The sequence below is a fragment of the Streptomyces sp. NPDC001902 genome, assembly GCF_042891295.1.
GTDB lineage: Bacteria > Actinomycetota > Actinomycetes > Streptomycetales > Streptomycetaceae > Actinacidiphila.
Map to the genome: position 1 here is coordinate 165,347 of NZ_JBIATA010000020.1, position 13,416 is coordinate 178,762.

General features: G+C 71.1%; 9 protein-coding genes. 5 read left to right on the plus strand and 4 right to left on the minus strand.

All coding sequences use genetic code 11. The features are described 5' to 3' along the window. Positions 1-133: 133 nt before the first annotated feature. Together ACFYYN_RS28935 and ACFYYN_RS28940 are read left to right on the plus strand one after the other, a co-directional pair. Entirely contained in the window at positions 134-859 is a 726-nt protein-coding gene (locus tag ACFYYN_RS28935) for an ArsR/SmtB family transcription factor (RefSeq protein ID WP_500548098.1), read from the plus strand. After that, a complete protein-coding gene (locus ACFYYN_RS28940) occupies positions 856-1,686 on the plus strand; it encodes an isocitrate lyase/PEP mutase family protein (protein ID WP_500548099.1) in 831 nt (276 codons plus the stop codon). The genes ACFYYN_RS28935 and ACFYYN_RS28940 overlap by 4 nt, the downstream gene beginning before the upstream one ends. A 54-nt stretch (positions 1,687-1,740) precedes the next feature. On the opposite strand, the gene ACFYYN_RS28945 is transcribed toward ACFYYN_RS28940, so the two are convergent. The 4 genes from ACFYYN_RS28945 to ACFYYN_RS28960 form a co-directional block, all read right to left on the minus strand. Further along, on the minus strand, positions 1,741-3,351 hold the full coding sequence (locus tag ACFYYN_RS28945; RefSeq protein ID WP_500548100.1) for a glycerol-3-phosphate dehydrogenase/oxidase: 1,611 nt from the start codon (positions 3,349-3,351) through the stop codon (positions 1,741-1,743). A 7-nt stretch (positions 3,352-3,358) separates the two neighbouring features. Then, positions 3,359-4,885 carry a glycerol kinase GlpK gene (gene glpK, locus ACFYYN_RS28950; protein WP_499510949.1) on the minus strand — a complete coding sequence of 509 codons (1,527 nt, stop codon included), beginning with the start codon at positions 4,883-4,885 and terminating at the stop codon, positions 3,359-3,361. 40 nt (positions 4,886-4,925) lie between these two features. Next, on the minus strand, positions 4,926-5,708 hold the full coding sequence (locus ACFYYN_RS28955) for an MIP/aquaporin family protein (protein ID WP_499510948.1): 783 nt from the start codon (positions 5,706-5,708) through the stop codon (positions 4,926-4,928). 229 nt (positions 5,709-5,937) lie between these two features. Beyond that, a complete protein-coding gene (locus ACFYYN_RS28960) occupies positions 5,938-6,702 on the minus strand; it encodes an IclR family transcriptional regulator (protein ID WP_499510947.1) in 765 nt (254 codons plus the stop codon). A 231-nt stretch (positions 6,703-6,933) separates the two neighbouring features. Between ACFYYN_RS28960 and metH the strand changes: the two genes are divergently transcribed. From metH to ACFYYN_RS28975, 3 genes are all read left to right on the plus strand, one after another. After that, a complete protein-coding gene (gene metH, locus ACFYYN_RS28965; protein WP_500548101.1) occupies positions 6,934-10,440 on the plus strand; it encodes a methionine synthase in 3,507 nt (1,168 codons plus the stop codon). A gap of 118 nt (positions 10,441-10,558) precedes the next feature. Further along, a complete protein-coding gene (locus ACFYYN_RS28970) occupies positions 10,559-11,260 on the plus strand; it encodes an HAD family hydrolase (RefSeq protein WP_499510945.1) in 702 nt (233 codons plus the stop codon). 384 nt (positions 11,261-11,644) lie between these two features. Continuing rightward, positions 11,645-13,237 carry an ABC transporter substrate-binding protein gene (locus ACFYYN_RS28975; RefSeq protein ID WP_500548102.1) on the plus strand — a complete coding sequence of 531 codons (1,593 nt, stop codon included), beginning with the start codon at positions 11,645-11,647 and terminating at the stop codon, positions 13,235-13,237. Positions 13,238-13,416: the final 179 nt, after the last annotated feature.

Sequence of the window (13,416 nt, forward strand, 5' to 3'; positions counted from 1 at the left end):
CCTTTCACTAAGCAAGTGGTGAAAGGGTGGGGCCTGGACTGACGTCCTGTCAAGCCGCGGACGGGGCGGGGCGAGGGCGGCCGGCCGGGACGCTTCGGCGTGCGCCGAAACGTCCGGGGGCCATGCTGGGGACATGGTGCGAAACGACCACGCGGGAAGTGCCCTCGCCGCCCTCGCGGCACTGCTCGCCGACGAGACGCGGGCCGCGATGTGCCTGGCGCTGCTCGACGGCCGGGCCTGGACCGCGGGGGAGCTGGCCCGCCACGCCGGAGTGGCGCCCTCGACCGCCAGCGAGCACCTCGGCCGGCTCGTCGCGGGCGGGCTGCTCACCGAGGAACGCCAGGGCCGCCACCGCTACGTACGCCTCGCCGACGCCCGTACCGCGCAGCTCGTCGAGGACCTCGCCGCGCACGCCGGGCCGCCGCCCGCCGCGCCCCGCACCCTCGGGCAGGCGGGCGCCGGGAGCGCCATGGCCCGCGCCCGTACCTGCTACGACCACCTCGCGGGACGCCTGGGCATCCTCGTCACGGACGCCATGACCGACCGCGGACTGCTCCGGCAGAGCACCGGCTTCGCCCTCACCGACGCGGGCGTGGAGTGGTTCACCGGGCTCGGCGTCGACCTGGCCGCCGCACGCACCGGCCGACGCCCGCTCGCCCGGCCCTGCCTGGACTGGACGGAGCGCCGGCCGCACCTGGCGGGCGTCGCCGGGGCCGCGCTGTGCGGGCACGCCCTCGCGTCCGGCTGGTGCGTGCGCATCGGCAGCGGCCGCGCCGTCAAGCTCACCGCGCGGGGCCGCACGGCCCTCCACACCCACCTGGGCATCGCGCCCGACGCCCTGGAGGCACCCACCCCATGAACCGCTTCGAGGCCTTCCGCGCCCTCCACCGTGCCGGGCGCCCGCTCTTCCTGCCCAATGCCTGGGACCGCGCATCCGCGGCCGCACTCGCCGCCCGCGGCTTCCCCGCGATCGGCACCACCAGCCTGGGCGTCGCCGCCGCGGCGGGACTGCCGGACGCGGTCGGCGCCACCCGCGAGACGACCCTGTGGCTCGCCCGCGACCTCGTCCGGCTGCCCGTCCTGGTCAGCGTCGACATCGAGGGGGGCTTCGGCTCCACGCCCGAGGACGTCGCCGAACTCGCCGCCGCCTTCGAACGGCTGGGCGTCGCGGGCGTCAACATCGAGGACGGCCGCCCCGGCGGAGCGGGCCTGACCGACCCCGCCGAGCAGGGCGAGCTCATCGCCGCGGTCAAACGCACCGCCCCCGGGCTCTTCGTCAACGCCCGCACCGACACCTACTGGCTGGGCACCGCCGGGCAGGACCCGCAGGACGAGACCCGCCGCCGTGCCGCCGCCTACCTCGCCGCCGGCGCCGACGGGATCTTCGTGCCTGGCCTGGCGGACGAGAGCGTCATCGCCGCGCTCGCGGCCGACCTCGGCGCCCCGCTCAACGTCCTGCTCCCGCCGGGCGGCCCCGGGCTGCCGCGCCTTGCCGCCCTCGGGGTGAGCCGGGTCAGCACCGGCTCGCTGCTCTTCCGCGCCGCGCTCCACGCCGCCGTGGAGACCGCCGGGCACGCCGAGCGCGGCACACCGCTCCCGGCGGGACTGCCCTCGTACGCCGACGCCCAGGACCTCGCGGCCGCCTACGCGCCGGTGGAAACGCGGCGGCCCGGACGCCCGGGGTGAGCGGGGAGGTCCTGCCGCTCACCCCGGGACGCCCGGGCCCACGGGTCGGGGGTGTCAGTCGCGCCGGCCGGCCAGCAGCGACTCGACCCGCTCCCGGACGTCCGCGGTGTCCAGGCCGCGCACCGTCACGGTGGTGCGGCGACGCAGCACGTCGTCCGCCGTCTGCGCCCACTCGTGGTCGCGGGCGTACACGACCTGGGCCCAGATCTCCGGGCCGTCGGGGTGGATCCGCTCCCCGAGCGCCGGGTCCTCGTTGACCAGCCGGGCGATGTCGAAGGACAGCGCGCCGTAGTGGGTGGCGAGGTGGCGTGCCGTCAGCGGGTCCAGGCGCCGCCCCGGCTCCCGGTCGACCAGCAGCCGGTGGGCGACCGCGTTGGGGTTGGCGACGCCCGGCAGCGGGACCCGCCTGGGCAGGTGGTCCAGCGGCTCCATGTCCTCGTTCAGCGGACCGCCGGGCAGCTTGGCGAGCTTGGCCATCACGGTGCGGCCGATGTGCCGGTACGTCGTCCACTTGCCGCCCGCCACCGACAGCATGCCGCCGCTGCCCTCGGTGACGACGGTCTCGCGCTTGGCCTTCTCCACGCCGCCGGGGCCGCCGGGCAGCACCCGCAGGCCCGCGAAGGCGTAGGTGATCAGGTCGCGGGACAGGTGCTCGTCGCGCACCGAGTGGGCGGCCTCGTCCAGGATCTGCGTGATGTCGGCCTCGGTGGCCCGCACGTCGGCCGGGTCGCCGGTGTACTCCTCGTCGGTGGTGCCCAGCAGCAGCTGGTCCTCCCACGGCAGGGCGAACGTGATGCGGTACTTGTCGATGGGGGTCGCCATGGCGGCCCGCCACGGGGCCTTGCGCCTCAGGACGATGTGGGCGCCCTTCGACAGCCGGATGCTGGGGGCGGCGCCCTTGTCCTCCATCCGCCGCAGGTGGTCGACCCACGGGCCGGTCGCGTTGAGCACCAGCCGCGCGTCGACGCCGAACTCGGTGCCGTCCAGACGGTCCTTCAGGTCGGCGCCGGTGACCCGGCCGTGGGTGAAGCGCAGGCCGGTGACCTCGGCGTGGTTGAGGACGACGGCGCCCGCCTCGACGGCGGCGCGCACCGTCATGACCGCCATCCGCGAGTCGTTCATCTGGTGGTCGTAGTAGACCGCGACGGCCTTGAGGTTCTCCGTGCGCAGGGCGGGGTTGGCGGCCGCCGCCCTGGCCGGGGAGATGATCCGGCCGACCCCGTCGCCGAAGGCGGACAGCGCCGAGTAGGCGAAGACCCCCGCCCCGAGCTTGGCGGCACCGACCGGGCCGCCCCGGTAGACCGGCAGGTGGAAGGTGAGCGGGTTGACCAGGTGCGGAGCCACGTCCCTGGCCAGGACCCGCCGTTCCATGTGGTTCTCCGCCACCAGCTTGACCGCGCCGGTCTGCAGGTAGCGCAGACCGCCGTGGACGAGCTTGGAGGAGGCGGAGCTGGTGGCGCCGGCGAAGTCGCCGGCGTCCACCATCGCGACCCGCAGCCCCGACTGCGCGGCGTGCCAGGCCACGGAGGTGCCCAGGATGCCGCCGCCGATGACCAGCAGGTCGTAGGTGGCGCGGCTCAGCAGTTCCCGGGTCTCGGCGCGGCCCGGGTTACGGCCGGCGGTCGGACGCGTCCCGAGGGCCGGGACGCGCTGCAGGGTGGTCATGATCGGTTCACTTCTCCTCTTCGATCCAGCCCATGGTCCGCTCGACGGCCTTGAGCCAGTCCTTGTACTCGCGGTCGCGGACGTCGGCGTCCATGCGGGGGGTCCATTCGGCGGCCCGGCGCCAGTTGGCGCGCAGTTCGTCGGTGTCCGACCAGAAGCCCACGGCCAGACCGGCGGCGTAGGCCGCGCCCAGGCAGGTGGTCTCGGCGACCAGCGGACGCACGACGGGCGCGTCCAGGAAGTCGGCGAGGGTCTGCATCAGCAGGTTGTTGGCGGTCATGCCGCCGTCGACCTTGAGCGCGGTGAGCTCCACGCCCGAGTCCTTGGTCATGGCGTCGACGATCTCCCTGGTCTGCCAGGCGGTCGCCTCCAGCACGGCGCGCGCGATGTGGGCCTTGGTGACGTACCGGGTGAGGCCGGCGATCACACCGCGGGCGTCGGAGCGCCAGTACGGGGCGAACAGACCGGAGAAGGCGGGCACGAAGTACGCGCCGCCGTTGTCCTCGACCGACAGGGCCAGGGTCTCGATCTCGGCCGCGGTCTTGATCAGGCCCATCTGGTCGCGCATCCACTGCACCAGCGAGCCGGTGACCGCGATCGAGCCCTCCAGGGCGTACACCGGCTTCTGGTCGCCGATGCGGTAGCCGACGGTGGTGATCAGGCCGTTGTAGCTGTTGATCGGCTTCTCGCCGGTGTTCATCAGCAGGAAGGTGCCGGTGCCGTAGGTGGACTTGGCCTCGCCCTCGGAGTAGCAGGTCTGGCCGAAAAGGGCCGCCTGCTGGTCGCCGAGCGCGGACGCGACCGGCACGCCGGCCAGGGCGCCGGAGGCGGCCGTGCCGTACACCTCGGCGGAGGAGCGGATCTCCGGCAGAACCGCGGCGGGCACGCCGATGGACTCCAGGATCTTGTGGTCCCAGTCGAGGGTGTGCAGGTTCATCAGCAGCGTGCGGGAGGCGTTGGTCACGTCGGTGACGTGGTGTCCGCCGTTGACCCCGCCGGTGAGGTTCCAGATCACCCAGCTGTCCATGGTGCCGAAGAGGATCTCGCCGGCCTCGGCGCGCTCGCGCAGGCCCTCGACGTTGTCGAGCAGCCAGCGGATCTTCGGGCCGGCGAAGTACGAGGCCAGCGGCAGGCCGGTCTCGCGGCGGAAGCGGTCCTGGCCGACGTTGCGGCCCAGCTCCTTGCACAGGGCGTCGGTACGGGTGTCCTGCCAGACCAGCGCGTTGTGCACCGGCTCGCCGGTGTTCTTGTCCCACAGGACGGTGGTCTCGCGCTGGTTGGTGATGCCGATCGCCTTGACGTCGGCGGAGGTGATGCCGGCCTTGCTGACGGCCTCCTCGACGACCTCCTGGACGTTCCTCCAGATCTCGGCGGCGTCGTGCTCGACCCACCCCGGCTTGGGGAAGATCTGCTCGTGCTCCTTCTGCCCGACCGAGACGATCCGGCCGTCCTTGTCGAAGATGATGCAGCGCGATGACGTGGTGCCCTGGTCGATGGCCGCGATGAACGGGCCTGTGGTGTGGGCGTCGGTCACGGTGTGCTCCTCAGGTCCTTGGGATGTCGGGGGCTGCTTCTCAGAATGCGATCTTGTAGAGGCCGGCCGCGAGGACCGAACCCACGATCGGGCCGACGACGGGTATCCAGGCGTAGCGCCAGTCGGAGCCACCCTTGTTGGGCAGCGGCAGCAGTGCGTGCACGATGCGCGGACCGAGGTCGCGTGCGGGGTTGATGGCGTACCCGGTCGGCCCGCCGAGCGAGAGGCCGATGCCGACGACGACCAGTGCGACCATCAGGGTGCCGGTACCGGAGACCGCCAGGCCCTTGGTGAGGCCGAGGGTCAGGATGAACAGCACCAGGACGAAGGTGCCGATGATCTCCGTGGCGAGGTTCTGCGCGACGTTGCGGATCTCGGGGCCGGTGGAGAATATGCCCAGCACCGGGCCGGGGCCCGTGGTCTGCTTCTCGGCCGCCGCGGTGGCCTGCGCCCCCGGACCGCCGGTGATCTCGGCGTCCGTCAGGTGGGCCTGGAACTGGCCGTAGTAGGTGATCCACACCAGGGTCGCGCCGATCATCGCGCCGAGCATCTGGCCGGCCAGGTAGACCGGGACCTTGCTCCACTCGCCGCTGTCGACCGCGAGGCCGATCGTGACGGCCGGGTTCAGATGGGCGCCGGAGAGGGAACCGGAGATGTAGGCGCCGGCCAGGACCGCGAAGCCCCAACCGAAGGTGATGGCCACCCAGCCGGCGTTACGGGCCTTGGAGCTCTTGAGGGTGACAGCCGCGCAGACGCCGCCGCCGAGGAGGATCAGAACAGCGGTACCGATGGTCTCGCCGATGAAGATGTGCTCGCTGGACATGCGACTCCTTTGTCCTTCGTCCAGGGGAAGGCGAACTCCGGTCCCGTTCCGGAATTCGTGGGCCTGTCACCAGGCCCTCGGCGGTCCCACGGTTACGTCCACCTTACCGACTCCGTCGGCTGGTGTTCGACAATGTCGACCGTCGAACGAGAGTGTTCTCCTGCGCAACCACGCGCGTCAAGGGTTCGTCAGGTTGCGGAAAGGTCTCCGAGTCGGGTCCCGGCCGGCGTCAGAAGCGGCCGGCGCCCAGGTCGCGGGAGACCGCCCTGGCGCAGTCCCGCACGGCCGCGACCAGCTGCGGCCGGATCTCGCCGTCCGCGCAGACCCGTTCGACCGCCCCGGTGACGGCCACCGCGCCCACGGGCATGCGGTGCCGGTCGTGGATGGGGGCGGCGATGGACGCCACCCCGTCCCAGGTCTCCTCCAGGTCCGAGCCCCAGCCCCGGGCGCGGGTGAGGTCCAGCACACCCTCGAAGTCCGCGTCCCCGGTGATCGTGCGCGCGGTCAGCTGCTCGCGCTTCAGCTCGACCGCCTCGCCGTGCGCCACCGGGTCGTAGGCGGAGAGCACCTTGCCCAGCGCGCTGCTGTGGAGCGGGTGCATCGCCCCGACCTCCAGCACCTGACGGCTGTCGTCGGGGCGGAAGACGTGGTGGACGATGAGCACCCCCTGCTGGTGCAGGACGCCCAGGTAGACCGCCTCGCCACTGGAGCGGGCCAGGTCGTCGGTCCACACCAGGGCGCGGGCCCGCAGCTCGTGCACGTCCAGGTAGCTGTTGCCCAGCCGCAGCAGCTCGGCCCCCAGCTGGTAGCGGCCCGAGACCGGGTCCTGCTCGACGAAGCCCTCCTGCTGCAGCGTGCGCAGGATGCCGTGCGCCGTGCCCTTCGCCAGGCCCAGGGAGGAGGCCACGTCCGACAGGCCGAGCCTGCGCTCGCCGCCGGCCAGCAGGCGCAGGATCGCGGCCGCCCTGGCGAGCGACTGGATGGGACCTGGCATGAACAACCCCTCCGTAAGAAACGACCAAACGCCGAGATGGCAGGTTCGACAATGCTGAACGCTGTCAGACGATGCCGACCGTCATCATCCCAGAGAAGAGTGTGGCACCGCCGTCCGCCCCTCGGAATGCCCCGCGGCGGAATCCGGGGTCTTGGCTACGCTGGCCTGGTGTGTACCAGCAGCACCGGCGCACACCAAGCCGACAGCCGTCGCACTCCAGGGAGCACACCCATGGCCCAGCCGTCCCTTCCGTCCAACAGCGGTGCCCGAGGCGCAGCACTGCGAGAGGCCCTGGCGACCCGGGTGGTCGTCGCAGACGGGGCGATGGGCACGATGCTCCAGGCGCAGAATCCCACCCTCGACGACTTCCAGGGGCACGAGGGCTGCAACGAGGTCCTCAACGTCTCCCGCCCCGACATCGTCGCCTCCGTCCACCGCGAGTACTTCGCCGTCGGCGTGGACTGCGTGGAGACCAACACCTTCGGCGCCAACTTCTCCGCCCTCGGCGAGTACGACATCCCCGACCGGATCGTCGAGCTGTCCGAGGCCGGCGCCCGGATCGCCCGCGAGGTCGCCGACGAGTTCACCGCCGCGGACGGCCGGCAGCGCTGGGTCATCGGCTCCATGGGCCCCGGCACCAAGCTGCCCACCCTCGGCCACATCGGCTACGGCGCCCTGCGCGACGCGTACGAGCAGAACGCGGCCGGGCTCCTCACCGGCGGTGCCGACGCGCTGGTCGTGGAGACCACCCAGGACCTGCTGCAGACCAAGGCCGCGGTCATCGGCGCCCGCCGGGCCCTGGAAGCGGCCGGTCTCGACGCGCCGCTGATCTGCTCGGTCACCGTCGAGACCACCGGCACCATGCTGCTGGGCTCCGAGATCGGGGCCGCGCTCACCGCACTGGAACCGCTCGGCATCGACATGATCGGCCTGAACTGCGCCACCGGCCCCGCCGAGATGAGCGAGCACCTGCGCTACCTGGCCCGGCATGCCGGCATCCAGCTCTCGTGCATGCCGAATGCGGGCCTCCCCGTCCTCGGCAAGGACGGCGCACACTACCCGCTGACCCCCAGCGAACTCGCCGACGCCCAGGAAGCCTTCGTCCGCGAGTACGGGCTCTCCCTGGTCGGCGGCTGCTGCGGCACCACCCCCGAGCACCTGCGCCAGGTCGTCGAGCGCGTCCGCGGCCACGAGATCACCCCGCGCGCGCCGCGCCCCGAGCCGGGCGCCTCCTCGCTCTACCAGACCGTCCCCTTCCGCCAGGACACCTCGTACCTCGCCATCGGCGAGCGCACCAACGCCAACGGCTCCAAGAAGTTCCGCGAGGCCATGCTGGACGGCCGCTGGGACGACTGCGTGGAGATGGCCCGCGAGCAGATCCGCGAGGGCGCCCACCTGCTCGACCTGTGCGTCGACTACGTCGGTCGCGACGGCGTCGCCGACATGAACGAGATCGCCGGACGCCTGGCCACCGCCTCCACCCTGCCGATCGTGCTGGACTCCACCGAGCCCGAGGTGCTCCGCGCGGGCCTGGAGAAGCTCGGCGGCCGCGCCGTGATCAACTCCGTCAACTACGAGGACGGCGACGGCCCCGACTCCCGCTTCGCCCGCACCACCCGCCTCGCCGCGGAACACGGCGCCGCCCTGATCGCCCTCACCATCGACGAGGAGGGCCAGGCCCGCACGCCCGAGAGCAAGGTGGCCGTGGCCGAGCGGCTCATCGCGGACCTGACCGGCAACTGGGGCATCGACGAGAGCGACATCATCGTCGACTGCCTGACCTTCACCATCGCCACCGGCCAGGAGGAGTCCCGCAAGGACGGCATCGCCACGATCGAGGCGATCCGCGAACTCAAGCGCCGCCACCCGCAGGTGCAGACCACGCTCGGGCTGTCCAACATCTCCTTCGGCCTCAACCCGGCCGCCCGCATGGTGCTCAACTCGGTCTTCCTCCACGAGTGCGTCGAGGCCGGCCTGGACTCGGCGATCGTGCACGCCTCCAAGATCTCGCCGATCGCCCGCATCCCCGAGGAGCAGCGCGAGGTCGCCCTGGACCTGGTGTACGACCGGCGCCGCGAGGGCTACGACCCGCTGCAGCGCTTCCTGGAGCTCTTCGAGGGCGTCGACACCAAGTCCGTCAAGGCCGGCCGAGCCGAGGAACTGGCGGCGCTGCCGCTGGAGGAGCGCCTGCAGCGGCGCATCATCGACGGCGAGAAGAACGGCCTGGAGGCCGACCTGGACGAGGCCCTGACCTCGCGTCCCGCCCTCGAGATCGTCAACGACACCCTCCTGGAGGGCATGAAGGTCGTCGGCGAGCTCTTCGGCTCCGGCCAGATGCAGCTGCCGTTCGTCCTGCAGTCGGCCGAGGTGATGAAGACCGCCGTCGCCCACCTCGAACCGCACATGGAGAAGTCCGACGCCTCCGGCAAGGGCACCATCGTGCTGGCCACCGTCCGCGGCGACGTCCACGACATCGGCAAGAACCTCGTGGACATCATCTTGTCCAACAACGGCTACAACGTCGTCAACCTCGGCATCAAGCAGCCTGTCTCGGCGATCCTCGACGCCGCGCACGAGCACTCCGCCGACGTCATCGGCATGTCCGGCCTGCTGGTGAAGTCCACGGTGATCATGAAGGAGAACCTGGAGGAGCTGAACCAGCGCGGCCTCGCCGCCACCTACCCGGTCATCCTCGGCGGCGCCGCCCTCACCCGGGCCTACGTCGAGCAGGACCTCCACGAGCTCTACCAGGGCGAGGTCCGCTACGCCCGCGACGCCTTCGAGGGACTGCGCCTGATGGACGCCCTCATCGCCGTCAAGCGCGGAGTGCCCGGCGCCACCCTCCCCGAGCTGAAGCAGCGCCGGGTGGCCGCCCGCGCGGGCGTCGTGCCCGAGCCCGAGGAGAACCGGGGCCAGATCCGCTCCGACGTCGCCGTCGACAACCCGGTGCCGACCCCGCCGTTCTGGGGCTCCCGCGTCGTCAAGGGCATCCCGCTCAAGGACTACGCGTCCTGGCTGGACGAGGGCGCCCTGTTCAAGGGCCAGTGGGGGCTCAAGCAGTCCCGTACCGGCGGCCCCACCTACGAGGAGCTGGTGGAGACCGAGGGCCGTCCGCGGCTGCGCGGGCTGCTGGACCGCCTGCAGAGCGAGGGGCTGCTCGAGGCCGCCGTCGTCCAGGGCTACTTCCCCTGCGTCTCCAAGGGCGACGACCTGATCATCCTCCACGAGGACGGCACCGAGCGGACCCGGTTCACCTTCCCGCGTCAGCGCCGCGGCCGCCGGCTGTGCCTGGCCGACTTCTTCCGTCCCGAGGAGTCCGGCGAGACCGACGTGGTCGGCCTGCAGGTCGTCACCGTCGGCAACCGGATCTCCGAGGCGGCCAACGAGCTGTTCGCCGCCGACGCCTACCGCGACTACCTCGAGCTGCACGGCCTGTCCGTCCAGCTCGCCGAGGCCCTGGCCGAGTACTGGCACGCCCGGGTCCGCGCCGAGCTCGGCTTCGCCGGGGAGGACCCGGCCGCGATGGAGGACATGTTCGCCCTGAAGTACCGGGGCGCCCGCTTCTCGCTGGGCTACGGCGCCTGCCCCGACCTGGAGGACCGGGCCAAGATCGCGGAGCTGCTGGAGCCCGAGCGGATCGGGGTCCGGCTGTCGGAGGAGTTCCAGCTCCATCCGGAGCAGTCCACCGACGCGATCGTCATCCATCACCCGGAGGCCAAGTACTTCAACGCGCGGTAGTCGGACGTACGTCGTACACTGGACGGTCCGATACGGCACCTGGCCGGTCGCACGCCCCCACCACCCGGGCGCGAGGCGACCGGCCTTTGTGCCCCCTGAACGCAGAGGAGTGGGGCGCATGACGAGCGGTATTCCCGCCACCGAGATCCGGCCGGCCCGGGAGGCAGGCCTGCAGGCCGTGCTCCTGGACATGGACGGCACGCTGGTCGACACCGAGGGTTTCTGGTGGAACGCGGAGGTCGAGGTCTTCGCGGAGCTCGGCCACGTGCTGGACGACACCCACCGTGAGGTCGTCGTCGGCGGTCCCATGACCCGCAGCCTCGGACACCTCATCTCGGTCACCGGGACGGACGCCACGCTCGCCGAGCTGTCCGCGCTGATCAACCTGCGTTTCGTCGAGCTCATCGGCCGCGGCGTGCCGCTGATGCCGGGCGCCCAGCGCCTGCTCACCGAACTGGCCGCGCACGGGGTGCCCGCAGCCCTGGTGTCCGCCTCCCACCGGCGCATCATCGACGCCGTCATGCTCTCCCTCGGCTCCCACCACTTCGCCTTCTCCCTCGCCGGGGACGAGATCGAGCGGACCAAGCCGCACCCCGACCCGTACCTGACGGCGGCGGCACGGCTGGGCGCGGACCCGGCACGGTGCGTGGTCGTCGAGGACACCCCCACCGGGGTCGAGGCCGCCGAGGCCGCCGGCTGCCAGGTCGTGGCCGTCCCGTCCATCGCCGCCATCGCACCTGCCCCCGGGCGGACCGTGGTGACCTCCCTGGAACGGGTCGACGTGCCTTTTCTGCGCTCTCTGATTACGTCCGTTCACTGAGCGTCGCCGTGAATTGAGCGGAAACTCTGGGCGCTTGCCCGGCTATTTTGCGTGACGATTCGGAGCATCGAATTGTTTACCGGCCAGTACGCCGGGACGTGATATTTTTCACGTCGACGGCAGTCGACAGCGCGCGCCGGACGTGCTCCACTCCGTCAAAACGCGGTGCGGTCGGGGTGGTTGTGTCCGGATTGCGGAACACCGCGCTGTTCGTTCCGCCGTCCGGATATCGGTACGGCACTCCTTGTTATCTGCCCGTGACGCGGGCTCAACTTCTCCGTGTTCGGGGGCGGTCCACCGGAATGCCGGTCCCCAGCAATTACGGGTATCGTCGCCCCGCTCAACACTGCACGGCCGAGGGCCGGAAGAGGGAGAACAACGAGGATGAATCGCAAGCTACTGGTGCTGCCGGCCCTGCTGGGCCTCGCCGCGCCCGTACTCGCCGGGTGCGGTGACTCGACCGGCGGTGGCGGTGGCGGTGACGCGGTCGTCATCGGCACGACGGACCACATCGAAGTGTCCGACGAGCTGCCCTCTCCCGTGGACCCGGCCACCTCGTACGACGGTGGCACGTACAGCTTCTTCAACAACACCTTCCAGATGCTGCTCGGTTACTCGCGCAGCTCCACCACCCCCGAGCCGGACGCCGCCAAGTCCTGCGGTTTCACCGACACCAAGTCGGAGGTGTACCGCTGCACGCTGCGGGACGGCCTGAAGTTCGCCAACGGCCACGACCTCACCTCGGAGGACGTCAAGTTCTCCGTCGACCGTGTGCTGAAGATCAAGAGCGACTTCGGCCCCTCCAGCCTCCTCGCGAACATCGACAGCGTCGAGGCCCAGGACCCGAAGACCGTCGTCTTCCACCTCAAGGCCCCCGACGCGACGTTCCCGTACCGGCTGGCCACCCCGGCCGCGGCCATCGTCGACAGCGAGGTCTACAGCGCCACCCAGCCGCTCAACGGCCTGAAGATGGAGGGCTCCGGCCCCTACAAGCTCGACTCGTGGGAGGACGGCAAGGCCGTCCTCAGCGCGAACCCGAACTACAAGGGCCTGGTCAGCAACCGCAGCAACGACAAGGTCGAGGTCCGCTTCTTCGCCTCCGCGAAGGAGATGATGAAGGCGCTCACCGACGGCGAAGTCGACCTGGTGAACCGCACCCTCACGCCGGACCAGATCAACGCGGTCGAGCAGGGCACGGTCGAGAAGGTCAAGCTGACCGAGACCCCGGGTGGTTCGGTCCGCTACATGTTCTTCAACATCGACGACCCGTCCGTGAAGCCCGAGGCCGTCCGTGAGGCCATCGCGCGCGTCATCGACCGTGACACCCTCACGCGCGACGTGACCGGCCGCACCGCCTCCCCGCTGTTCGGCGCCGTCCCGACCGGCATCACCGGCCACACCAACTCGTACTTCAACGTGTACGGCGAGCCCAACCGGAACAAGGCCGCCGAGGTGCTGTCCTCCGCCGGCATCAGCACCCCGGTCAAGATCACCTACTCCTACCCGACGGACCGCCCGGCCACCCCGAACAAGGAGGAGGCCGAGAACGTGAAGAAGCAGCTCGACGCCACCGGCCTGTTCGAGGTGACCCTCAAGGGCAGCCCCTGGAAGACCTTCCTGCCGGGCGCCGTCAAGGGCAAGTGGGCCGCGTACTCGCTCAGCTGGCTGCCCGATTTCCCGGACGCCGACACCTACATCGCGCCGTTCTTCGCGGAAGGGTTCCTCGACCTCAACTACGGGGCCGGGGACATCAAGAACTCGCTCCTGCCGGCCACCCGCCAGTCCGCGAACCGCAGCAAGACGGACAAGGACTTCTCGCAGATCCAGAACATCCTGGCGCAGGACCTCCCGATGATCCCGCTGTACCAGGACAAGCAGTACGTCGCCAGCCGCGACGGCATCACCGGAACCGAATGGTTCCTCAATTCCTCCTCGACCGCCCAGTTCTGGGAGATTGGTCGCGGTGTGACAGGATGAGCCACCCGCTGGGCGGACCCGGGAATTCCCCCGGTCCGCCCGGCCGGGGCCGGCCCCGAACGACGAAGCTGTGAGGGAAGTCTCGTGAGGAATCGAGTCCAGCGACTGGCGCTGCCGCTCTCCGCGACCTTGACGGCGGTCGTGGTCGCCGGCTGCGGTTCGGGAGGGTCGGACGGCGA

Coding starts and splice junctions, on each gene's coding strand:
- ACFYYN_RS28935 (WP_500548098.1), top strand. CDS start 134: ATGGTGCGAAACGACCACGCGGGAAGTGCCCTCGCCGCCCTCGCGGCA.
- ACFYYN_RS28940 (WP_500548099.1), top strand. CDS start 856: ATGAACCGCTTCGAGGCCTTCCGCGCCCTCCACCGTGCCGGGCGCCCG.
- ACFYYN_RS28945 (WP_500548100.1), bottom strand. CDS start 3,351: ATGACCACCCTGCAGCGCGTCCCGGCCCTCGGGACGCGTCCGACCGCC.
- ACFYYN_RS28955 (WP_499510948.1), bottom strand. CDS start 5,708: ATGTCCAGCGAGCACATCTTCATCGGCGAGACCATCGGTACCGCTGTT.
- ACFYYN_RS28960 (WP_499510947.1), bottom strand. CDS start 6,702: ATGCCAGGTCCCATCCAGTCGCTCGCCAGGGCGGCCGCGATCCTGCGC.
- metH (WP_500548101.1), top strand. CDS start 6,934: ATGGCCCAGCCGTCCCTTCCGTCCAACAGCGGTGCCCGAGGCGCAGCA.
- ACFYYN_RS28970 (WP_499510945.1), top strand. CDS start 10,559: ATGACGAGCGGTATTCCCGCCACCGAGATCCGGCCGGCCCGGGAGGCA.
- ACFYYN_RS28975 (WP_500548102.1), top strand. CDS start 11,645: ATGAATCGCAAGCTACTGGTGCTGCCGGCCCTGCTGGGCCTCGCCGCG.